At 59.3% G+C, this 20579-nt stretch carries 19 protein-coding genes and 1 pseudogene; 14 read left to right on the top strand and 6 right to left on the bottom strand.

Annotated features, from left to right (window positions below; translation table 11 throughout):
* Positions 1 to 37: 37 nt before the first annotated feature.
* On the bottom strand, positions 38 to 1456 hold the full coding sequence (locus H1204_RS49315) for an ISNCY family transposase (RefSeq protein WP_180736433.1): 1419 nt from the start codon (positions 1454 to 1456) through the stop codon (positions 38 to 40).
* A gap of 309 nt (positions 1457 to 1765) precedes the next feature.
* Here H1204_RS49315 and H1204_RS49310 point away from each other — a divergent pair, with 309 nt between their 5' ends.
* The 6 genes from H1204_RS49310 to H1204_RS53200 all read left to right on the top strand — a co-directional run bounded on the left by H1204_RS49310 (position 1766) and on the right by H1204_RS53200 (position 5289).
* Positions 1766 to 2008, top strand: coding sequence for a type II toxin-antitoxin system CcdA family antitoxin (locus H1204_RS49310; RefSeq protein WP_036001467.1), 243 nt, complete (start codon positions 1766 to 1768; stop codon positions 2006 to 2008).
* A 453-nt stretch (positions 2009 to 2461) separates the two neighbouring features.
* Entirely contained in the window at positions 2462 to 2809 is a 348-nt protein-coding gene (locus H1204_RS49295) for a hypothetical protein (protein WP_180736430.1), read from the top strand.
* A gap of 218 nt (positions 2810 to 3027) precedes the next feature.
* The gene (locus H1204_RS49290; protein WP_180736429.1) at positions 3028 to 3243 is read left to right on the top strand and encodes a hypothetical protein; all 216 of its coding nucleotides are present in this window, start codon (positions 3028 to 3030) and stop codon (positions 3241 to 3243) included.
* Between the two features lie 608 nt (positions 3244 to 3851).
* Positions 3852 to 4229 (top strand): antitoxin Xre/MbcA/ParS toxin-binding domain-containing protein, encoded by a 378-nt coding sequence (locus tag H1204_RS49285; RefSeq protein ID WP_243469144.1) that lies wholly within the window; start codon positions 3852 to 3854, stop codon positions 4227 to 4229.
* Positions 4226 to 4723, top strand: coding sequence for an RES family NAD+ phosphorylase (locus tag H1204_RS49280; RefSeq protein WP_180736427.1), 498 nt, complete (start codon positions 4226 to 4228; stop codon positions 4721 to 4723). Before H1204_RS49285 ends, H1204_RS49280 begins: the two co-directional genes overlap by 4 nt.
* 413 nt (positions 4724 to 5136) lie before the next feature.
* Positions 5137 to 5289 carry a hypothetical protein gene (locus tag H1204_RS53200; protein ID WP_180736426.1) on the top strand — a complete coding sequence of 51 codons (153 nt, stop codon included), beginning with the start codon at positions 5137 to 5139 and terminating at the stop codon, positions 5287 to 5289.
* A gap of 155 nt (positions 5290 to 5444) precedes the next feature.
* On the opposite strand, the pseudogene H1204_RS52470 reads toward H1204_RS53200, so the two are convergent.
* Both H1204_RS52470 and H1204_RS49270 read right to left on the bottom strand, forming a co-directional pair.
* A pseudogene (locus H1204_RS52470) lies at positions 5445 to 5821 on the bottom strand (VapC toxin family PIN domain ribonuclease).
* Positions 5818 to 6024, bottom strand: coding sequence for a type II toxin-antitoxin system VapB family antitoxin (locus H1204_RS49270; RefSeq protein WP_180736983.1), 207 nt, complete (start codon positions 6022 to 6024; stop codon positions 5818 to 5820). Before H1204_RS49270 ends, H1204_RS52470 begins: the two are co-directional and overlap by 4 nt.
* A 786-nt stretch (positions 6025 to 6810) precedes the next feature.
* Between H1204_RS49270 and H1204_RS49265 the strand changes: the two genes are divergently transcribed.
* Together H1204_RS49265 and H1204_RS49260 are read left to right on the top strand one after the other, a co-directional pair.
* Entirely contained in the window at positions 6811 to 9567 is a 2757-nt protein-coding gene (locus tag H1204_RS49265) for a UPF0182 family protein (RefSeq protein WP_180736425.1), read from the top strand.
* Positions 9568 to 10057: 490 nt separating this feature from the next.
* Complete coding sequence (locus tag H1204_RS49260) at positions 10058 to 10708, top strand: sel1 repeat family protein (RefSeq protein ID WP_180736424.1); 651 nt, start codon at positions 10058 to 10060, stop codon at positions 10706 to 10708.
* Here H1204_RS49260 and H1204_RS49255 read toward each other — a convergent pair.
* Entirely contained in the window at positions 10698 to 10892 is a 195-nt protein-coding gene (locus tag H1204_RS49255) for a hypothetical protein (protein WP_180736423.1), read from the bottom strand. The two genes, H1204_RS49260 and H1204_RS49255, sit on opposite strands and share 11 nt — an antisense overlap.
* Before the next feature lie 258 nt (positions 10893 to 11150).
* Here H1204_RS49255 and H1204_RS49250 point away from each other — a divergent pair, with 258 nt between their 5' ends.
* The 3 genes from H1204_RS49250 (at position 11151) to H1204_RS49240 (ending at position 13785) form a co-directional block, all read left to right on the top strand.
* Positions 11151 to 12536 carry a hypothetical protein gene (locus H1204_RS49250; protein ID WP_180736422.1) on the top strand — a complete coding sequence of 462 codons (1386 nt, stop codon included), beginning with the start codon at positions 11151 to 11153 and terminating at the stop codon, positions 12534 to 12536.
* A gap of 583 nt (positions 12537 to 13119) precedes the next feature.
* On the top strand, positions 13120 to 13443 hold the full coding sequence (locus tag H1204_RS49245) for a hypothetical protein (RefSeq protein WP_180736421.1): 324 nt from the start codon (positions 13120 to 13122) through the stop codon (positions 13441 to 13443).
* A 138-nt stretch (positions 13444 to 13581) separates the two neighbouring features.
* On the top strand, positions 13582 to 13785 hold the full coding sequence (locus H1204_RS49240) for a cold-shock protein (protein ID WP_035988139.1): 204 nt from the start codon (positions 13582 to 13584) through the stop codon (positions 13783 to 13785).
* 168 nt (positions 13786 to 13953) lie between these two features.
* Here H1204_RS49240 and H1204_RS49235 read toward each other — a convergent pair whose 3' ends face one another.
* On the bottom strand, positions 13954 to 14715 hold the full coding sequence (locus H1204_RS49235) for an H-NS family nucleoid-associated regulatory protein (protein ID WP_180736420.1): 762 nt from the start codon (positions 14713 to 14715) through the stop codon (positions 13954 to 13956).
* 147 nt (positions 14716 to 14862) lie between these two features.
* On the opposite strand from H1204_RS49235, the gene H1204_RS49230 reads away from it, so the two are divergent.
* The 3 genes from H1204_RS49230 (at position 14863) to H1204_RS49220 (ending at position 16869) form a co-directional block, all read left to right on the top strand.
* On the top strand, positions 14863 to 15126 hold the full coding sequence (locus H1204_RS49230) for a hypothetical protein (RefSeq protein ID WP_180736419.1): 264 nt from the start codon (positions 14863 to 14865) through the stop codon (positions 15124 to 15126).
* Positions 15119 to 15445 (top strand): H-NS histone family protein, encoded by a 327-nt coding sequence (locus tag H1204_RS49225; RefSeq protein WP_180736418.1) that lies wholly within the window; start codon positions 15119 to 15121, stop codon positions 15443 to 15445. The genes H1204_RS49230 and H1204_RS49225 overlap by 8 nt, the downstream gene beginning before the upstream one ends.
* A gap of 566 nt (positions 15446 to 16011) precedes the next feature.
* Positions 16012 to 16869, top strand: a complete 858-nt coding sequence (locus tag H1204_RS49220; RefSeq protein WP_180736417.1) for an MBL fold metallo-hydrolase — start codon at positions 16012 to 16014, stop codon at positions 16867 to 16869.
* A gap of 642 nt (positions 16870 to 17511) precedes the next feature.
* Here the strand turns inward: H1204_RS49220 and tkt are convergent.
* On the bottom strand, positions 17512 to 19608 hold the full coding sequence (tkt, locus tag H1204_RS49215; RefSeq protein WP_180736416.1) for a transketolase: 2097 nt from the start codon (positions 19606 to 19608) through the stop codon (positions 17512 to 17514).
* Positions 19609 to 20579 lie beyond the last annotated feature (971 nt).

The raw sequence follows: 20579 nt of genomic DNA, 5'->3' as shown, positions 1-20579 counted from the left end.
GTTTTGGGTGTGGGTGAGGGTGGTTTTGGACTCCTTTCTATCTTTTCAGGGCGGTTTTTAGCACCGAGCCTACCGGGGTCCGGTGTGTCCCCATTACCGCCGCATTCCAGTCCTCGAGCGTGACTTCGCGCGGTTTCCTTGTGCCGGGCCGCCGCGCCTTCGCGCGCACCGGTTCACCGCGGTTCGTGCGCGACGGTGAGCCGGATATCCGGCGGTTGTCGCGCTGCGCCTGCAGCGCCTGCGCGACCTGCAGCGCGTGGCCCAGCCGCTTGTGTTCGACCACGGCCCCCTGGTCGATTTCCGCGAGCTTGTCGTACGGCACACAGGGCAGCACCACGCCGTCGGCGCGGATCTCGAGGCGGCCGTCCGGATACTCCCATACGTCGATGTAGCGGCCGATCAGCCGGCGGGTGGCCGGCGTATCGTCGAGCAGCCAGATCACGCGGTCGTTCAGCAGCGTCAGCGCATCCGACACCTTGCGCAGGACCCGCCACGTCAGGATCGCGTCCAGATCCTCGTCGGCGCGCAGCGGCCGGTGTGCATCGAACGGGCTCCTGGGCGGCTTCGCAAAGCGCGCGTTGTGGGCGGCCATGAAGGCAGGCGCCCACGCATTGGCGGCCGCCACCGTACTGATGCCACGCAGCCTGAGTTCCTTGACCAGCCGGTCCTGCAGCGTCAGGTGCGCGCGCTCCACACGCCCCTTGGCGGGGCTCGAGTTCGCGCAGAAGGTGTCGATGTTCAGTTCGTACATCGCCCGGCCGAACTGCGTGACGCCTTTGCCCGCCGTCTCCGCTCGCCGGTTCACATGGAACACGCTCGCACGGTCGCTGTAGAACGCCACCGGCTTGCCGTAACGCTCGAGGTACGCGCGCGTCGCCTCGAAATAGCTGAAGGTCGACTCCGTGGCCGTGAAATGCAGCATCATCAGCCGGCTGGTCGCATCGTCGACATACACCAGCAGCGTGCAGGCGGGCGCGCGCTCCTCGAACCAGCGGTGGTCGCTGCCGTCGATCTGCACCAGTTCGCCCAGGCAGGCGCGCCGCGCGCGCGGCTGGTAGATCTTCGGCGGACGCTGTTTGCGCGGCACCCACAGGCCGGCCTCCGTCATCAGGTGGCGCACGGTTTCCTTCGACAGCACGAGTCCATGGCATTCGCGCAGCTTCTCGCAGGCCAGCGTCGGCCCGAAATCGGCGTAGCGCTCACGGATGAGCGTCAGGGCACGCCGTACCAGAGCGTCGGGTAACTGGTGGTTGCTCGGGCAACCACGCCGGCGCGAGACCAGCCCGTTCGCACCTTCATGGCGATACCGGAGAACCCGCCGCTCGACCTGCCGGCGGCTGATGCCGAGCCGTTCGGCCGCCCGCCAGGGCATCAGGCGGGCCTCAGCAACGGCCTCGATGACCTTCAGCCGATCCAGTTCGCGCATGCTCATGGTGATCATCCCGGTATCGGTCATGACCGGCTCCGCGGTTGGATGAAAACCGCACCAGCATGGATCCGAACGGGCCCGGGTACGACATCTGTACTTTGCCCAAGTACGACACTACTACTTTGCTCCTACACACCAGCTCCTACACACCAAAACGTTGCTAAATTATATTATGTTAAATAATGTCATTGCCGGGCGATTAAGAGGGTCAGCTTCGGACCTACCTCCCCTGATTGCCCGATATCGGTCTAGCGGTGATCTGCCAGCAGCCGGCACGCTTGCGACCCGTCAGGCTTGTGCAGCATAATGCACATGATATGCAACATGGAGCCGCACATGGGCAAAGCACTCGAAGTTCGACCGCGTAAATCCACCAACGTCACCTTGCCGCCGGAGGTGCTTGAGCGGGCCAAGCAGCTTGGCATCAATCTTTCGCGCGCGAGCGAGCGCGGCGTGCGTGAAGAAATCCAGGAGGCGGAGGCCCGCCGTTGGGCGGAGGATAACGCAGAACTGGTCGCCGCTTACACTGCGATGGTTGATCGCGACGGGCTTCCGCTCGCGAAATACAGGACGTTTTAATGGCCAGGTTTGATGTCTACGCGAACCCCGACATTGAGACGCGCAAACTGGCACCTTACCTGCTCGACGTGCAAAGCACCCATATCGGCATTTTGCCGACGCGGATCGTGATTCCTCTGCGACCTGTCCGACATCGCCTTCTCCGGTAAGCCATCTGATCTACTTCCCGTGTTCGAAGTCCACGGTGAGGAATGTTTCCTTGATACGCCTGGCATGAGCGCGGTCCCCCTGAACGCTCTTGGCAAGTGCATCGGTTCCCTTTCAGATCGACGTGAGGCCATTCTCGCGGCGCTCGACCGGATCTTCGGCGCATACTGAGTCAATAACCGGGCAGCTTTGTTCGCAAGGGTCGAGCGTCGCATCTGCAAATCAAACTCAACCCGCTTAAATAGCCAGCTCGCTGTTGCGCCCCACCCCTGAAACTGCCTCAGGAAACCCTAGATCGGAGATGCGATGCAATTTGACAAGCAGCAGGAGAGACTCAGGCAAAATGGCGCAACTATGCATCCTGGTCCACCAAGCGTACTGGCGAAGGTGTTAGCCGTGGTGATAGGCGCTGCGCTGCTCGTTGTGGGGTTCGCCGTGTCGCTCGTGATGTTGGCAGTGGTGCTTGGGGCAGGCATCGCGATCGGCGGTTTTGTCTGGTGGAAAACGCGCGACCTGCGCAAACAGCTTCGCGAGCAGGCAATGCGCGCACAAGAGATGCACGAGCAACAGGTGCGCGAACGTGCGGGCCAGCGCATGGATATCGGCGACGTGATCGAGGACGTCGAGTTTCACGACGAGAATCGACAGAAATAAGCTAGCGCAGATCTGCAGTTGATTCGCGGTCTCTGCAACGCATTTAGATTGGCTAACTAAATCTATTGATTCGATTTTCGCTCACTCCAAGTAACAGTTGAGAAGACTGACGCTAATTAAATTAGCGACGTATTTTTGACACCAATGTCACAAGTCGAACAAACATAGGATGTCTATAGATTTCTGCTAATTTAGCGTACGCCTTCGCGCAGGATGTATTGCACGCCGATAAGCACGAGCCCGATGATTCGGCATACGACGCACTTTTCGCGAGCAGCACACTGCGTCAGGCTGCCCTTGATGGCGATATCGAACGCGGCAAGGTCGAAATCGGCCAATCGGCCGGATTGATTCGCGATCTTCCGGGTGCGGCCGAGGTGGTCGAGCGGATCGTCGAAGAGTATCAGAAGGCAGTCAGGCGACTGGTCGGCTGAGCGATCGGAAGCAGGATTTGGATGAGCTTCCGACATCGAACGGTCCCGGTATTTTTTGTCGTTAGCGCCGAATTCCGTTTGATCGACCTAGTTCGTGCGCGAAGCGGCGTGACTCTCTTCAGCTTTATCTACATCTCTGTATCAGCCGAAGATGTCGGCATAAAAGCATGTGAAGCTCGTGGTGCAAAGAATGCAATGAAGATTCAGCGCCCAAGGGACCCGATTAAGGCAGGAAGAAGATTTATATATGGCCTATCGAAAACCGCGGGCTTCGGCTCCAGACAGCAGGTCCTTGATTTAACGTCAATATTTATTGGTGACAACCCGCAAAGCCGCATGCAGTCGCGAGCGTTCTAACCGGAAATTTGCGCCGAAATCAAGACGACCCCGGATTGCACGCCAACCGCCAAGTGGCGTAAAATATTGCGACATGTGGCGAACCGGAGCATGACATGGAACCGTCAATTCGACAATCGGGCAATGGCACGCCTTTTCGCAGCTTGCTGCAAGCCTTGCAGACCCGGATCACGTCGAGTGTCGCGACTTACTATGGGGAAACTGCAAGCCCTGAAAAGCGAATTGCTGGGGGCATTTCGAAGGTCACGGACATGACGCCGCTCCAGGCCCATGACATCGTGACGCGCGGCCTGCCGGTTGTCCTTGCGCGAGAAATTATGGATGCGTACGAGGTCATTGCGCGCGACGCCCTGCTTCTAGCGATCGGCGTTAGCGAACGCACTCTCCAGCGCGGCAAGGACAAAGACCGCCTGCTCGACAGCAACGCGACCGACCGGCTCATCCGGCTCGCGTCGATCACCGAACAGGCAATCGAGGTTCTGGGATCGAAGGACGCAGCGGAGCACTGGCTTTCCACGCCCGCCATTGGGCTCGACCAGCGCCTTCCGATCGATCTGTTGCAAAGCTCGGAAGGCGCGGAGCTCGTGAAAACGCTGCTCACTCGCATGGATTACGGGGTGTATTCTTGACGCCATTGCCGGCCGGTTTGGGCACGAACGGGCTGCTCGTATGGCGACTTGAGCGGGAGAAGCATTTTCCAACATGGACAACGGCCGAGGGTGCCTTCCTTGTGGGCGGGCGATGGTCTTCACCTGGACAGCGCATAATCTATGCCTCGCTTGACCCGGCGACCACCATTCTGGAGGTTGCCGTCCACAAGGGTTTCAACGTGCTGGACACTGTCCCTCACCGGTTGTTGGCGATCGACATCGCAGCGGCGCACGTCGAAGTCATACAGCCATCAGACGTACCCAACCCGCACTGGCTGAATCCGGGCGCTGTCAGCCCAAACCAGCAGAAGTTCGGCGATGCACTGCTGGCTTCGCATCCTCTCGTGATCGTACCGAGCGTCGTCAGCAAGCATTCGTGGAACCTGCTGATCAACACCGCAATGGCGGCCGGACTTTTTGCGCTCAAGAGCGACGAGCGGTTTGCGCTCGATACTCGGCTGACGTCCATCTGATAAGGAGGCCCCGCGACGTTGCCGGGATAACCTATTCGGCCAGCACTTGCGCAGCGGTCCACGTCGCGTCGGCAGCATCGATCACGTGGCGGAGTTCTGCGTCGGTCAGGCTGAACGCAAACCCTTGATACAGGCGACTGAGCGCACCGCTACGTTCGGCACGCGCGGCGATTGATCGTCATAGCTCGTTATCTTCGGAGCCGCCGGGCAAGTCGTCGATCCTTTCGACATAGCCGCGCACGAGCTGATCTGATGTCGTCGTACAGACAATCTCGAAGAACGTCTTTGATGGGTCAAACCCCGTTAGCAACTCCTGCGAGATCGACTTCGTTGCCTCCCCTAACCTGCTGCGTGATGAACATGCTTTTGAGACGTGGGAGCTTATGTAGCGTCCCGTTCGCGTCGAGACCGCTGTGGAGATTGTCGCGAAGAAGATGTATCGCCGGGGAAGCCAGGGAACTGCCCGCGACCTGTTCGACCTGTCGATGGTCGTGGAGCGCGAACCCGACGCGCTGCAACATGTGCGACCGTTCATGTACCGGCATCTGGAGAATAAATGTAATTAGTAAATCTAAATACGTTGCGGGGGCCGCGACTCAACTCCAAACCCGCGATAGTTCACGTAATAGTCCTAGGAATGTGAGCTGTAGGACCTCATATTTCTGCGCAGTGATGCCCTGATCCGGCGAGCACCGACTTGCGCTTCTCGCCGATCATATGCCTAGTGAACGTCATGCATATAGGCGATGGCGAGTTCACCAGCGAGTTGGCTCAGCCTTTTGTCCAGTGTCCAAAGTAACGCACCAGGAGTCATTAAAGTCGACGCGAGCAGCGTCAGGTCGCTGCTACCGCAGTCTCGACCGTAAAACTGCCTTGCCTCGATCAACTCCATCACTCGGTCCATGTCGCGTGCTTCGCATGTTGCAGCAGCCCGATGTCGTGAAGCGTTCGTGCTCGGGGTGCGGGCGGTGCACAGGCAAGTTCAACAAGCACAACGGGATGTGTGAGTGCCTCGTCACTTGTGACCAGTTGAACAAGTCTCGGATTAACCCGACGGAAATGATCAACCCATACAGATGCATCGATGGGGACGCTCATTGAGTCGAAGGCTCCGAGCGCCGCCGCGGGATGTCGGGCATATCGGCCACAGTGCCCCCGAGGGCTGTCAGACGTTTTCCCGCTTGAACCCGAACGAATGTCTGCATCGCCACCCGAAACAGATCAGCCTTATCCATATCGGGATCAGCGAGTTCGAGCGCGCGCTCATAAAGATTATCGTCGATCGTAACGGTGGTCCGGATGTTGATTCCCCAATTGATGACAATGCGCATCAATTATGGCATCGCGAGATATGACTGGAAATCGAAGGGCAGCAACCCACCTGAACTGATGGACTTCCCACTCACGGGTTACTATCAAGTCATCAGCGGCAGGAGCAGAATCATCTACCAGATTGCAAATGACACCATCTACATGCACATCATAAGCGACACCCGAAGGGAGCTGAAGGCAATACTCGCAAAACGACTCATCAGAATGTAAAGACAGTACGCGAGCCTCAATATTCGGATTGAGGCTTTTTTGATTCAGAAAGACAAATGCCACGTAGCGTCGCCGAGCTTCGACGCTTGATAATTATATAGGATTCCGATCTAAGTATGCTAATTTGACTTGTGTCAAATAATGGGGGTGTCCAGAGAGCGCGATCTACGGCCAGGCGTCATGCAAATCGATGTGCAACGCAAGCCCGAGGGTAGCGCGACGCAGGTTTCGTCGCAGACTACGGCCGTCTTGCGTGATGAGGTGTTCGACATATCGGGGACGTCTCCACAGACCGACCTATTTGCACATCAGAGCCCCCGGCAACAGAGCGGCTGTCGGCTGGTATGTTGCACGGCTTTGCGATGCATTCCCCTGGCAACGATGCACCACCCCGCTCGCCGGTCTACAATCAATGTCATGACCTGCCTGAGCGCGAGGCAGTACGCATGTGCGGATTGGCCGTTTCGCCACGGGACCGGCAATCGACCCTGGACAACGGTCCAATCGAAGCTGGTCGCGAGTGATGAGCCGGCAAGGGAGGGACGATGCCGCCGCAAGTGATATCTCGCGTGCGCGTCAGACGCACCGCGATCACCGTTGCGACTGGCATCGTCAGCCTGGTTGTTATCGGGCGCGTCGCACGTGTCCTGGTCGACTGGCTGTGGTTCTCTTCGGTTGGGCATGTCGGCGTTTTCTGGACAGTTCTTGACACCAGAGTCCTCCTGTTCGTCGCCGTGTTCGCCGCCTCGGCAGGAATCATCGGGGTATCCGGGTTTCTTGCGCATCGTTATGCGAGACGCTTCGGTCCCATCCATGCGGGACCGGTTTCTTCGACGGCTGCGCTTGAAGTCATCGACGAACTGTCCAGCGAGGTCGCGCCTGGTATTCCATGGCGCTACGCCATCACCGGCGCCGCCGTCCTGCTCGCGCTATTGATCGCAGCCGGCGAAGTCCCGAACTGGGACATCGTGCTTCGCTTCCTTTATCAGGTGCCGTTTGGGGAACGCGATCCTGTCTTTGGCATCGACATCGGCTTCTATCTTTTCTCACTGCCCGTCTATGTGGCGCTCAAGAATTGGCTGCTGCAGGTACTTTTTGGCAGCGCAGTCGTCGCGGGAGCCATCTATGGGCTGCGTGGCGACCTGACGACCGGGAAGCCGCCGCGCGTTCTTTCACCTGCCGCCGCGACGCACGGTTCTGCACTGCTCGGTCTGTTCTTCCTGGTTAAGGCCGGGTCCTACTGGCTCGACCGCTTTCTGCTGCTCTACGGCGACAACGGTGTCGTGGTCGGTGCCAGCTATACCGACGTCCACGTCGAGTTGCCAGTATTGTGGCTGCTCGTCGGCCTTGCCATCGGCGCATCCGTCGTTTTGTGGGCCAACATGCGCTGGCGAAGCTATCGCATTCCCGCTGCCGCAGTGGTACTGGTGTTCGGTAGCTCGGTTGTGCTCGCCGTTATCTACCCGGCGATGTTCCAGCGGTTCTATGTCAAGCCGAGCGAGCTGAGGCTGGAGACGCCTTACATCGAACACAATATCGCGCTGACCCGAAAGGCCTATGGCCTCGCGCAGATCGCGGTCAGGCCATTCGCTGCCCAGCAGGGACTGAATCTGGCCTCGCTGCAGTCCAATCGCGCAACCATCGAAAACATCCGCCTATGGGATCTGCAGCCGTTGATGGATACCTATGCGCAGTTGCAGGAAATCAGGACCTACTACCGATTTCTCTCCGTGGACATCGACCGCTACTGGCTCGACGCCGGTTACAGGCAGGTGATGCTCTCCGCGCGCGAACTCGACACGGCGATGCTTCCGGCCAATGCGCAGACCTGGGTGAACCTGCATCTCCTGTTCACGCACGGCAATGGTGTCGTCATGTCGCCGGTCACCGAGAAATCCGCGGAGGGTTTGCCATCGCTCTACCTGCAGGACATTCCACCTGCCTCCAACGGCGGGCCGGCCATTCGCGAACCGCGCCTCTATTTTGGTCAAGGCGTTCAGGGATACGTCATCGTAATGGGTAGCGTACCGGAATTTGACTACCCTCAGGGAAAGGAAAACGTCTACACAGCTTATAGCGGGCACGACGGGGTCGGCATCGGTAGTACCGCACGACGTATCCTCTTCGCCTGGCAGTTCGGCGACCCCAACATTCTGCTAACGAGCTATATCACGGACAAAAGCCGGATCCTGCTTCACCGTAATATTGAGGAACGTGTCCGAACGGTCGCGCCGTTCCTCGATCTGGATCACGATCCGTATCTTGTCGTGAGCAGTGGCCGCCTGTTCTGGATACTCGATGCCTATACCACGAGCCGCTGGTTCCCGTACTCCCAGCCTGCCACTGGCGACGGCACGAACTACATCCGGAATACGGTGAAAGTAGTAGTGGATGCGTATAACGGCACGGTCGAGTTCTTTGTCAGCGATCCTGCCGATCCAATCTTACGGACTTACCAGCGTATCTTCCCGGGCCTGTTCAGGCCTCTCGATACAATGCCACAAGACCTGCGTCAGCATATCCGCTATCCCGAAGATCTCTTTCTGATTCAGGCACAACTCTATCGCACGTACCATATGGATGCGCCGGAGGTTTTCTACAACCGCGAGGACCTCTGGCAGTTCCCACGGGAGCTCGCCGGCATCGATGCCGGGAACACGCCCGGCGCGCAAATGACGCCGTATTACATGATCATGCGTTTGCCCGGTGAGCAGCGCGCCGAGTTCGTGCTCCTGCTGCCGATGGTGCCCAGTCAGCGTGAAAACATGATTGCCTGGCTCGCGGCACGTTGCGATCCGTCCGAGTACGGCAAGCTCATCGTCTACACGTTCCCGAAGGATAAGCTGGTCTATGGACCATTCCAGATCGAGGCGCGCATCCAGCAAAATACCGAGATCTCTCAACAGATTTCACTATGGAACCAGATGGGCTCGCGCGTCATCCGTGGCCATCTCGTGGTGGTGCCGATCGAGAATTCGATTCTCTACGTGTCGCCGCTCTACCTGCGCGCAGCGTCCGGGCAGTTGCCGGAGTTGAAGCGGGTTATCGCTGCGTATGGTGAGCGCGTCGTGATGCAGGATACCCTGGCGCAAGCCCTTGCAGCCCTCTTCGAGGAAACCTCCCCGGCCACATCGAACCCGTCAGGCACAGCAGACACGCGTGCCCGCGAGGCGCTCGCGCACTACAACCGCGCGCTCGAACGGCTAAAAGCAGGAGACTGGAGCGGCTTCGGCGTGGAACTCGATGCTCTTCGGCCACTCCTTGAATCGCTGGACGACGGGCATCCGCAGAGTAAAAAGTGACCAGAGAGAATTTCCGGGCGCGCGCAAACGACAAGGATGAATCGCGATGCGGCGAAATCGCAGCGCCCTGTCCTGCTTCAGATACCTCAACCGGCGTCAGAACCGATGCACGGTACCCACACCCGCGCTGACCACGCTGCGCGATGAAGAAGGCGTCGAGTTGAAGCCATCACCGGTTGTCGCCATCGCGTTAGATTACAGTGCAGGCGCCATGGTTGGAGAGCGTCTGGCCCGTTCCCGCGTCGATTCGCCAACAACACATATAGACCCCGTGCGTCTGAACAACGAGTAGTGCTTGGACACATTGAACTGCTGCCCCCCGCACTGCTCGTATTCCAGGATGAAAGCCTGGACCCAACCCCATATCGCGACACAGTCTTGATACTGCCATGCACGGTCGCGGGCGCCACGGACTTCTACATCCAGAGGGTTGCAATCAGCAAAAGGTGAGCTAGAATTAGGTGCATTCTTCACCACGGGATCGCTCACCATGCAAATGGAAAGCTGGGTCGGAGCAATCGAACGCGAATGGCATCAGTTGCGCCGCGCCGACCCTACACTGGATGTCGAAAAGTTCTCCCGTCACGTCATTGCGGCAAACAAGACTGGATTCCTGTCACCGGAGTCGCTTGCCGCAATCGCAAACGCCCTTCTCACCAGTACATTAAGCCATGCGCCCTATCTGGGCCGCTGGTTACTGGAGCGCGTTGGCGCGAACCGCCATCCGGCCTGGCGAACGGCAATGGCCATATCACTCGTCACACCAACAGGAGGGGACGCGGACTTTGAGAAAGGTAACGCGATTCTTGAAGACGTGATGAAGGATGAAACCGCGGACGGTCGTCTGCGCGGCCTGGCCGCCGCCGCGCTGGCCGACAGCGCACGGCTTGGGCGGGGCTTGCAGGCGGATGTGAGCCGTGCGCGCTCGCTCTACGAGCAGGCCATTGACCTGGGACACAAAGCCTCAGCACACAATCTCGGACTTTTCTGGGAGGGCGTGTGGGGTGCAGAAGACAGGAGGGTTGTCCCGGACCGTACAAAGGCCATGCAGAGCTATCGACGCGGTGGAGATGACAAACGTTGCCAACGCCGTCTGGAAGCGCTTGAGAGGCACCGACGGATTTCTCTCATCAATGGATAAAGGCCAGGTGACGGAGAAGAGACTCTCCGTCTTCCGTGATGCGGGGGCGTACTGCCCCGCCCGCAAGTCGCTCCAGTGCGACAAGCTGCCGTTCAAGCAGCGTACCAAGTTCTGCCCGATCGGCAATGTGATCGGCAGAGTCCTTGACCAGCATCAATGTTGCAAATTCGTGTGCGCTCAACACGGGATGCTCCCGATGCAAAGAGAGAAACGCTTGCCGTCAGGTCTTCCGGTGGCGGGGCGTTCGGTGACAACCCACAACGGTGGATTCAGTACCAAGGGCGGATAGGCTAACGTTGAAATGTGACAGCATGAGGACGGCCGTTTTGGCGCTGGACGCCCGGCGCAGACGCATAGGTAGCGACTGACGCTTCAGATGATACCCTCGCCTCCTCTATAATCAGGATATTCAGAATATCAACATCGCATGGAGCCCTACTTTATGAGTCAAGCCCGCGGGCGATATGCGGGATCCCGGGACAACGGCCAACGCCATCCTCGCCACGAAAAAAAATCTCCGCCCAACCGGCAGGGACAACCGTATGTGAAGGCGCCTCCCCGCGACTCCGCCCAGACTGCCTCCATTTTCAAAACACGATCCTTTCAGTTTTTGGTCGATGCGGTAGGTGCCGAGAATATCGCGATAGCACTTGAATCGAACATGACGCGCGTGGGCGAACTGATGAAGGGCGAGAGGTTCACGCCCGAGACGGCCTTTCACATGGAAACCACGCTTGGGTTACCGCATGGCTTTTTTGACCAGCCCAATCCTGCGCTCGCGGCCGAGACCATTGCACGCCTGAAGTCACCGCTCGACTTCATTCAAACGGATGACGGACATGACGTAGAGCCTGAAGCACTTAAGCCGGCTTCTGCCCTGAACGTCGATCATCAACCATTTCTTGAAGATAGTTTGTCCGAGGAAGCGCAAATGCCAAAGAAAGTAGCGGGCGGGTCGCCCAGCGCCGTCAAGAACAGTCAAAGCGAAATGCCCAAACAGCCTAAACCTCGTGCACCGCTCAAAGCTTCGCCTTCGAAAGACAAAGCGTCGCCTAAAACCCCTCAACAGCAACCGCTAGAACTGAGCGACAGCGCCGAGGTGGAGAGCATCCGACGTGCTAACCTCCACGTTCTCACGAGTCGCAACGGATCAAAAGTAAGACTTGGCGTGGTCATGGAGATGAGCGGATTCAACATAGCCGATCGGCTACATGGCAAGAAGCGCATAGACAGTATCGAAGCAAACCGGTTCACGGAGCGACTGGGTTTGCCACCTGGTTGGCTGGACACGCCGCGCTCCGAAGCGGAGATTCCAGAGTCGGTGTCGCGTATGCTTACGCCTGCTTCGCGTGGTCGCGTATCCGCCCAGCAACACGAGCCGATTGCAACCGCAACAGACGATGGCGCGCCAGTGAAGAAGCTCGCCAAAGCGAAGGCGAACATGACGCGTTCACGTGCGGGCGACCTGGGCGAATCGGAAAACCCTTCGCCTGTTTCGGCGGATGCCGCAGGAGAGCAAGAGACGATCGACATCAGCCCGCAAGTTCATGTGAATGATTTCGCCGACGACCTTGCCGGCCGTCCACTGGAAGAAAGTAACGGCGAGGCACCGGCAGCCACACCGACAGCCCTTGAGTCGCTCCCCGCCCCCGTACCGCAGCGAAACCCCGTAGCACTCCCCTTCGCTTCCGTGACCAGCCTAGACAATCTTCATGGTATCGAACCGGTAGCGGAAGCATTGATCAAGACGCTGGCAGGTAAAGCACGCACGGGTCGATTGGACGAATTGAAAGCGCTGGAGCTTTTGCAGCAAGCGGTCCTCTTGTGAGTCGGTGGTAGCGCGCGCGGCCCCGTCGTGCCATGACACATAAAACGCATCGAGTGGCTTGGGCCGGCGCGCGCGAAAATGGCCTCGTTTCAGGTCCTGCCCAGCGAGCGACGATTGCCCGTCTCTTGCATATATTCGGCGAATCGGCACCGCTGCGGAACGGATGCGGCATGATAGCGGGCGCGTCGCAGCCAGGTTCGCGGTAACCAGCGTACAAGTACCCCGTCAACGACGGGCGCTGGCTTCTTTTACCGAAGTTCTTCCGGGACGCAACTGTAGTTGCTGTCTGATGGTGTTCCCCGACGCCCTTCTTGCCATTTTCCACTTTCACTCATCCTGCTGTTGAGACGAAACGCCATCAGCATGTAGCATGGATGATCGGCCAGTTCTTCTAGCGTCTCTGCCGCCGCCGTTGCCTCTTCGAGTAAGGCCGCGTTGCGCTACGTGGCGTCGTCGAGCAGACTCATCGTGCCGTTGATCTGGTCAAGGCAACGCATCTGCTCGTCCGATACGACCGAGATATCTTCGTTGAGGTATACCAACCGGTCGATGGCGGCCGTAAGGTGGCGGCGAGAAAGCGAAAGTGAATTTTGACCGCACCACCGAGGGTCAGGCACTGAGTTATCCATTGGCCTGGGCACCGGACTCGCGCATATGCTGCTGGTCGGCTACGACGCACGTCACGTCACCGGCGATCGGGCGCGGCGAGAACGCAGGCCATACGCTCACTGAATCGAATGTCGTGCGTAGCATTGCGGCAATCGGCCAGTGGTCTGGCACGGCGCTCATGTTGCGTGCCGACGCCGTCGCCGGCGAACACCAAGTGGTTCTTCTCGAGGACAATGATGGTGCAACTGTCAGCGCCGCACGCGTTGTGATACAAGTGAAGCGCCTGCTCGAAGAGTGATGGGTTGTTGCTCGCCAGTGAGTGGACTTGCTGATTGGCAGGCCTCATCCTATCGTGCTAAAAGTGTTCCTTCGCGGGTGACCGCTTCGTGCCGTATCGCGTTCGCGAATGCGATTTTCAACATCTACAGGTTCAAAAATGGCAACTGGTACAGTGAAATGGTTTAACGATGCGAAGGGCTTTGGTTTCATCACGCCGGACGAAGGCGGCGAAGACCTGTTTGCCCACTTCTCCGAGATCAAGACAGAAGGCTTCAAGTCATTGCAGGAAAATCAGAAAGTCAGCTTCGACGTGAAGATGGGACCGAAGGGCAAACAGGCCGCGAATATCAAGCCAGTCTAACTGGCACGCATAGCGTCCTGACAGGTGACCTGCCTTGTGCGGGTCAAATTTTCTGGTTTAGCGTGTCAGGCGTCCGTGCATTGGGTGGCATTGTGGTGGACTGCTTCGAGCAGGACGGACAAGTCCTGCTCATGGACAGTCACCCCATCTTCTATCAGGCTGCGGCAATCAGGCGGCGACGGGCACCGAGGCGCTATCACTGGTTGGTGCGATTACTACCGGGTTCTGCGGCGACCGCTTTGCAGCTGCCTTCCTCGACACCGCTTCTTGCGCCGCAGTTTTCCTGACTGCGGCCTTCTTCGCCGGTGCCGGCTTCGTTACTGCCTTGACCTTCTTCGCGGCGACCGTTTTTTTCGTCACCTTTTTCGTCGCGGCTTTCTTTGCGGTTGCCTTCCTGGGCGAAACGGCCTTCGAGCCCGAGGCGCTCTCTGTCGCGGCGACAATCAGAAACTTCGAACGATCTTTGGCGCCAGCCAACCACGCCGGCGCACGGCCGCGGCCACTCCACGTCGCCCCACTCTTTGGGTCGCGGTATTTCGGCGCCTGGGGGCCCTTCACATAGTTGCCCGTCGTCGCTGGTTTCTTAGCAGCAATGGCCGGTTGTGCAGCACTATCGTCGATCAGAAACTTCGACCGGTCACGTGCGCTCGCGATCCACGCCGGGGCGCGGCCGTGCCCCGTCCAGGTGGCACCCGTCTTCGGATGACGGTACTTTGCCAATGCTGCTGGCTTGGCAACCGTCTTGGCCCCAGGCTTGCGGCCACGCTTCTTGCCGCCGGTGTGTGCCTCGATGTCGGCAACGGTCAAGCCATGCTTTTCCATGAGGTCGCGAATCTTTGCGATGACGCCTGACGACTGCTTCGCTGCAAGCGCTTCGGCCTGGGCCTGCAGCCTGGCGATTTTTGCCTGCACGTTTTCGAGCGTAGCCATTCTTTCCTCATTCTGTATGTTGTAGTGGCCGAACTATGCCAGCAAGTAAGACGCACGTCGATAGTGGCGCGCTACAATAGAATGAGGTTCAAGCTCAGAACGGATAATCCGGGTGCTTCGTCGGTTCTGGTTAAGGCAGGATCGGGGATGAGCGACGATGATCGCTACGCTACGAAAGCGGCTATAGGCGGACCGCTCGCCCCGGCTTCACTCAGCCCCGGCGCCGAAACCGCGACCTCAAATGCGCGAGCTAACGAGATAACTGCTGCCTTAATCTTCTGGAAAGCGGCGACTGCCGCTGCCCGACTCAGCGCGATTGAGCAGATCAAATCCGCTTCAGACAACAGATTGTCCGCAGATCATGTGGAAGAAATAGTCGGACGGTACTCACGGATGAAAACGAATGGATGAACGTAAGCGGGACAGCATGATCGCTTATCTGCGCCACCGGATGGAAGAATATGGCATTGAACCGGACGACCTGGCTTCAGCAATAGCGGGCGATCAGGTAACGCAAAAACCAGCCCGGTATCAAAATGCGACGGGCGATACCTGGACAGGCGACGGGGAAATGCCCCAGTGGCTGAAGCAGGCGATCAGCGCAGGACAAAGACTCGAACATTTTGAGGTGGCATCAGCGTCACCCGTGCAGGATAGCCAGCGAAAGACGATCGACTGGCGCGACGACCCTTTCGCGGGGAGTCCACTTGCGCGGCAGTACACTGACTGACGAGTTCACCTTCTCGTGCCGTGCGAACACCGGTTGCAACAAGCGGATTCGAAAACGCGGGGCCCTGTTGTCTTCAGGGCTGTGGAGAAAAAAGCAATGATGGAAAGGCTGTTCGATACATCGCATCGCGAGTATCCCGGCTCGCCCGGATCTCGAGGTTAGAACCGGCGCGACTCCTGGAAATCCTCACCTTTTATTGGCCTGAGCACACGGAAGAGTGCGTCCCCGCGAGCGGCTCAGAAAAGCGCCGCCCGACATCGCTCCCGTTGAACAGCGTGCGCCAAGCAGCGCAATGATCACCCTCCGGCATTTGCTGCACCGGGATCGAACTGAATCATTCTGTTCGTGAGCTTGACATGGATCGTCTCGGCCGCATTGCCGCTCAGCGGCGCAACGCCAGGCGCGACCGCCGCCAGCACGTACCCCGCAAGACTGTTCGAACCACAGATCGCGCGCCTGGAGCCACTATTCTTCGGATGCCACCGTGCCTGGCTGCGGCGCGTGTTTGAAAGATCTATCATAGTGAACCGTGAGGTCGCCATGACCTGTCGGAACTCGAGCAACGAATGAAGCCACCACGCAATACCGACTCTGTCCCTGGGGAGTGGTACGTCGACACAGCGTGCATCAATTGCGGTGCATCACGTCACGTCGCGCCGGAGCTGATTGTCGAAAGGAATGACAAGAGTGTCTTCGTCCGGCAGCCCGTCACGCCGGACGAGCAACTCGCTGCCTGGCGTGCGGTGTTCGTATGTCCTACTGCATCGGTACGCAGCGAAACGAAGCAGCCTCGTCCGAACGCCGCGATCTTTCCGCAGCAGATCACATCGGGTGTGTGGCGCTGCGGATTCAACGCACGTTCGTCGTTTGGCGCACATTCGTATTTTGCGGCCCGTCCGGACGGGAATCTGCTGATCGACTCACCGCGCTATGCGGCGGAACTGGTGAAATGGTTTGGCGACGCCGGTGGTATTGCGCACATCCTTCTGTCGCATCGTGACGACGTCGCAGACGCAGACAAATACGCGCGCCGGTTCGGCGCCCGTGTCTGGATCCATCGGGAGGACAGGTCGGCCGCCCCATATGCTACGGATCTGCTCGACGACCGGTCAGCACCGTGCATCGCGGCCGGCGTGCGCGCGATTCCTCTGCCCGGGCACACTCGGGGTAGCGTCGCATACCTGCTCGAGGATCGCGTGCTCTTCTCCGGTGATTCGCTTGCCTGGAGCCCACGCGAGCGGGACCTCATCGCGTTCAGGGACGCGTGCTGGTATTCATGGACGGAGCTCACCGAATCGCTTGGCAAGCTGGCTGCGTATCGTTTCGAATGGCTGCTTCCTGGGCACGGTTGGCTCGCCCACTTGCCGGCCGAGGAAATGACTGCTCGCTTGCTCGCGTTGGTTGCACGCATGCGAAATGATTGAAGTCGCCGGAATACCTCCTTCCGGCATGACGCGTTTCCGTTCCGTCGGCGCGGCGGCTGAAGGTCGCTTCCCTGACATTCACAAACCCGTGCCGACGAATGTCTTCTCTCACTATCGACGAATGAGATGGAATGGACACCGCCCTCCCTTCGGGGACGCCAGGTCCAGGAAAAACGCTGAGGCCCTCCTGAACCGATCGGCATCAACGTGCAAAAGTGGTGTGTCGAGACGTCCAATTGAGGAACGGAGGGCTCAAATGCATGCTACGACGTACGGATGCCGGTCGACGACTTTCATTCTTTTGAATCCTTCACGGGAGCATTCAAGCGTTGGTTTCGATCCAGACAGAAGACCTTCGAGTGCAGAACATGCATGTCAAGTCTCGTCCGCGATCAGCGCCATTAGGGGTATTCGTACTTCTTGAGCCGAAAATGGCGGTTGCGTGACGCCGGGCCGCGTGCAGCAAGCCTTCGCGAGTGCACGCGATTCGCGCGAGCGAATGATTCGCAAGTCATTGACCAACCGGCGACTTCTCCGCTCTTACCGCCAGAACTCGCACAATCAGTACCATTACCCCAGATCGCCTGCACCCTTTGCGCCCTCCCTTGCGAGTGCCTCGCCTGCTTGCGGATTATGGTCGTATCATTCCTTGACGTTCGACTTGCACCGCGCAATCTGCTTCTTCGCCTCGTCGACGACGCGTTCCGGCGTAAAGCCGAACTTCGTTTTCAACGCCTTCAGCGGTGCCGACGCGCCGAACGTGTGCATCACGATCTGTGAGCCGAGACGGCCGACGTAGCGGTCCCAGCCGAGGGTCGCCGCCTGTTCGACGGCCACGCGTGCGTGCACGTCCGGCGGCAGCACCGAGTCCTTGTATGCGTGGTCCTGCTGCTCGAAAACGTCCCATGAAGGCATCGACACCACGCGCGCCTTGATGCCCTCGGATTTCAGCGTCTCGTACGCGGCGATGCACAGCGACACTTCGCTGCCCGTTGCGAGCAAGAGGACATCGGGCTTCTTGCCGTCGGCCGCGTCGGCAAGCGTGTAGGCGCCGCGGCGCACGCCTTCGGCGGATGCGTACTTCTTGCGGTCGAAGGTTGGAAGCGCCTGGCGCGTTACGACGATACAGGCCGGCACATGGGGACGCGAAAGCGCGAGACGCCAGGCCTCGCCGACTTCGTTAGCGTCAGCGGGGCGCAGCGTAGTCAGGCCGGGAACGCCGCGCAGCGACGCGAGCTGCTCGATTGGCTGGTGCGTCGGGCCGTCTTCGCCGAGCCCGATCGAATCGTGCGTGAATACGTAGATCACGGGCAGTTCCATGATCGCGGAAAGGCGGATCGGCGGCTTCATGTAGTCGCTGAAGATCAGGAAGGTCGACGCGAACGGTCTGAGGCCCGACACCGCAAGCCCGTTCGCAACCGCGCCCATGCCATGCTCGCGGATGCCGAAGTGCAGGTTGCGGCCGCCGTAGTTGTCGTGCTCGAAGCTGCCCGCGCCTTCGAACTTCAGGTTGGTCTTTGTCGACGGCGCGAGGTCCGCGGCCCCGCCGATCATCCACGGCACGCGCTGCGCGATTGCGTTGAGCACCTTGCCCGACGACTCGCGCGTTGCAATGCCCTTCGCGTCCGCGTCAAAGACGGGAATATCCGCGTCCCAGCCTTCCGGCAACCGGGACGCCTGCATCAGGTTGAATTCCTTCGCAAGCTCCGGATACTTTTTGCCGTACTCGTCGAAACGCTTGTCCCACGCGTCGTGCGCCGCCTTGCCGCGCGCGCCCATGCCTTGAGCGAAGTGCTCGCGCACGCTGTCGGGCACGAGGAATTGCGCATCCTCCGGCCAGCCGTATGCGCGCTTGGCCAGCTTGACCTCTTCTTCGCCGAGCGGCTCGCCGTGCGCCGCCGACGTGTCCTGCTTGTTCGGCGCACCCCAGCCGATGATGCTCTTCACGACGATCAACGTCGGCCTGTCGGTCACGGCCTTCGCTTCGTTGAGGGCGGCTTCGAGTGCGTTCGCGTCGTTGGCGTCGTCCACGTGCAGCGTGTGCCAGTTGTAGCCGCGAAACCGCGATTCGACGTCATCACTGTACGCGAGGTCCGTATGGCCTTCGATCGTCACACGATTGCTGTCATAAATCCAGATCAGGTTCGACAGTTTCAGGTGCCCCGCCAGCGACGCGGCCTCGTGCGATACGCCTTCCATCATGTCACCGTCGCCGCACAGGGCGTAGACGCGATAGTCGAACAATGGTGCGTCGGGCTGATTGAAGTGCGCCTCGTACCAGCGCGCGGCCATTGCCATGCCGACGCTATTGCCAAGCCCCTGGCCGAGCGGCCCTGTGGTCGTCTCGACGCCCGTCGTCATCCGGTATTCGGGGTGACCGGGTGTCACGCTGTCGAGCTGGCGAAACTGCTTGATGTCGTCGAGAGAGACGGCGGGCTTGCCCGTCAGTTGGCCGTCTTCGTCGACGGCCTCTACGCCTGTGAGGCACAGCAATGAATACAGCAGCATCGACGCATGCCCCACGGAGAGCACGAAGCGATCGCGATTGGGCCACAAAGGCGCTGCGGGATCGTAACGAAGATGGTTTTGCCAGAGATGAAAGGCCAGAGGCGCAAGTGCCATTGGTGTTCCCGGGTGCCCGGAATTGGCCTTTTGCACGGCGTCCATCGATAGCGTCCGGATCGTGTCAATCGCGAGGCGGTCGAGATCGGACGAAGAGTTCGGTGTTGGATGTGACATGAGCGACGACTCCTTTGCAGAGTGCGCTGCGGCAGCACGGGTGCCGCAGCGGGCAGCCTGGTCAAATTGAGCATATGTAGTGCCTCCCAGCCGGCGCTGCCCGCCACAAAGACGAAGGACAAGGTATCCGCGTTCCGCGCGGCTAAAAGAGGACCAGCTTGTCCTGTTCCGGCACCGGCTCACACGCAGCCACTTCAATCGGTCGAGGTTTTACCGAGCACATGCCGCCTTTTCCTGTGCGTGTCTACGGTGCGCGTTGCTGTCGGGTAGCGCAGTGATCGTGAGCGCTTTGGGGAACGTTTCGAGGGGAGCGCAAACGCAAACGACGACACAAGGTCTTCATTCAAATCGTACAAATTCTGGCGGTCGGGAAGGTAAATATCCAGCAGACCAACTTGCATGCCCTTGGATTGTGCGCCATTTACCAAACGGCAACCTTGCTGCGGGCGCATCGTCGTCCCGCTACCTCGAGTTTTGGCGTGTGAAGTACGATCACTCCCGTACGCAAGTCCGGCCACTTCCGATGAACTGATTGTCGCGACGCTTTGGCATCGTTCATGCTCCACTTATGACGGCGGCGGCTTTATGTCTCCTACGTCTCCGGACGACCGCCCGCATGCCATGAGACGTAGAAGCGTTAGCGCAGGTAAATCTGCCTGCAGCGGACCGCTCAAGGTCCTCGCAACGCGATGCTGCTGACGAAATGACGAAGCGGTACGTCGCGTGTAGATCTGGATGGCGTGCGGGTTCGTGCGGCCCGTCATTCGTGAGACAAGTGGCACGTGCAGGATGACGACACTACGATGAGCTTCTACGGCGTCGACAGCCAGTGCGCGAGCGCGACCACCGTGCGCCTCTGCATGAGTTTCTCCTGTGTGCCGGAATTGGAATCGCTGCTTCGGAGTCAACGCCGAGCGAGGATGTGGCCGCGTCGAGCAGCAGGAATGACACGATCAACTCGACGGCCACGA

It is taken from the genome of Paraburkholderia sp. PGU19 (assembly GCF_013426915.1).
Taxonomy (GTDB): Bacteria; Pseudomonadota; Gammaproteobacteria; order Burkholderiales; family Burkholderiaceae; genus Paraburkholderia.
The sequence above is the reverse complement of the archived record's forward strand: the minus strand, read 5'-3'. Positions and strand labels throughout refer to the sequence as shown.